3 protein-coding genes are annotated in these 2041 nt (G+C 51.6%); all 3 read left to right on the forward strand.

Features of this window, described 5'->3' with window-relative positions:
* Positions 1–103: 103 nt before the first annotated feature.
* Complete coding sequence (gene ffh / locus COY37_RS09660; RefSeq protein WP_353683019.1) at positions 104–1453, forward strand: signal recognition particle protein; 1350 nt, start codon at positions 104–106, stop codon at positions 1451–1453.
* Between the two features lie 90 nt (positions 1454–1543).
* Entirely contained in the window at positions 1544–1789 is a 246-nt protein-coding gene (gene rpsP / locus COY37_RS09665) for a 30S ribosomal protein S16 (RefSeq protein WP_286679267.1), read from the forward strand.
* 29 nt (positions 1790–1818) lie between these two features.
* The coding region (locus tag COY37_RS09670) for a KH domain-containing protein (protein ID WP_286977396.1) at positions 1819–2041 on the forward strand (223 nt) is incomplete at its 3' end.

Here is a 2041-nt window from a genome sequence, read left to right on the forward strand (position 1 = left end):
CTGCGGCCTGGCGCAGCTTGACAGTATAGATTACCTGGTATAATATTTACAAGGCTGGGAATATATTCCCAGTCAAATTTTATTATGTAAAAAGTAGTGAAGAATAGTGTTCGATAACCTGTCAAGCAGGCTACAAGATATATTTAGCAAATTAAAATCACGCGGTAAGCTTACCGAGAAAGACGTCGACGTCGCCATGCGCGAGGTCCGCCTTGCATTGCTGGAAGCCGACGTCAACTACAAAGTGGTCAAAGACTTTATCGCTAAAGTCAAAGAGCGCTCCATCGGTGTCGAGGTGCTTGAGAGCCTGACCCCGGCGCAGCAGGTTATCAAGATCGTCAACGAAGAGCTCACCGCGCTTATGGGCTCTACTGAGAGCAAGCTCAGCTTTGCCCCCAGGCCGCCGACAGTAATCATGCTGGTGGGCCTGCAGGGCTCGGGTAAAACGACGACTGCGGCAAAACTAGCGCACCACCTGAGGTCGACCGGTAGAAGGCCGTTTCTTATCGGTGCCGATGTGTATCGCCCGGCCGCTATCGACCAGTTAAAGACCTTAGCAGACGAGAATAATATCCCGTTCTACAGCGACGATCCAAAGACGCCGCCGCTCACGATTGCACGCGCCGGCATTAAGGCCGGCAACCAGAACGGGTCGGACATAGTTATAATAGATACCGCGGGCCGCCTGCATATCGATGAACAGATGATGCACGAACTCGAGGAGATCAAGGCCGAACTTAAGCCCCATCAGATTCTGCTCGTTGTGGATGCCATGACCGGCCAGGATGCCGTTAACGTAGCGCAATCGTTCCGCGAGAAGCTCGATTTCGACGGTATCGTTATGACCAAGCTCGACGGCGATGCGCGCGGTGGCGCCGCCCTCTCCGTCAAAGCGGTAACCGGAAAGCCGATCAAACTCGTCAGCGTCGGCGAGAAAATGGACAGCCTCGAGCCGTTCCATCCAGACCGCATGGCCTCCCGAATCCTTGGTATGGGCGATATCCTTACCCTCATCGAAAGGGCACAGGCCACGGTCGATGAGAAAAAGGCCCGCGAGATGGAAGAGAAGCTGCGCAAGGCCGAATTCACGTTCGAGGACTTCCTCGGGCAGATGGAGCAGATGCAGCAGATGGGCCCGATCAACCAGCTTATCAAGATGATCCCTGGTATGGGAAAGCTGCCGAAGGATATCCAGGTAAGCGATAAAGATATGGCCAGGATAAAGGCGATCATCCAGTCGATGACAAGCGACGAGCGCCGCAACCCTAACCTTATCAATGGAAGCCGGCGCGAGCGCATCGCAAGGGGAAGCGGTACCGATACGCATGAGGTAAACCAGTTGCTTAAGCAGTTCAACCAAACAAAGAAAATGCTTAAGCAGTTTGGGAGCATGCAGGGCAAAATGAAAATGCCCAAAGGCGGCTTCGGCGGCGGGTTCCCGTTCTTTGGATAAGATAGACCGGTTGGGTAATACGAGCAGCTGAACCTGCTTTTACCAGGTTTAAAGATAGTTGTTTATGGCAATAGCAAAGGAGGTGACAATTTGGCGGTAAAAATTCGTCTTTCTCGTGTAGGTGGCAAGAAAAATCCTCATTACAGGGTTGTAGTAGCAGATTCAAGGGCGCCGAGGGATGGCAGGTTCATCGAGATCATAGGTAGATATAATCCTCAGACCGACCCTTCGACTATCGAAATCGATAACGAAAAGGCCTCTGCGTGGTTAAAAAATGGTGCGCAGCCGACCGAGCAGGTTAAAAATTTACTAAAAATCGCTGGTGTTCTTGGGTAGATAAGTAGTAGCATGCAGGGGGTATCCTAGTGAAAGAGCTGTTAGAGCTGCTGGCTAAAGCTGTTGTGGACGAGCCGGACAAAGTGAACGTTACTGTCGTTGAAGGCGAGAAATCAATTATCTTGCAGTTGCATGTTGCGCCCGATGACATCGGCAAAGTAATTGGCAAGCAGGGTCGGATTGCCAAGGCAATACGAACGATAGTCAAGTCGTCCGCTATCAAAGAGGGCAAGAAGGCTATCGTCGAGATCA

This window comes from Candidatus Aquicultor secundus, assembly GCF_002791875.1.
Taxonomy (GTDB): Bacteria; Actinomycetota; Aquicultoria; order Aquicultorales; family Aquicultoraceae; genus Aquicultor_A; species Aquicultor_A secundus.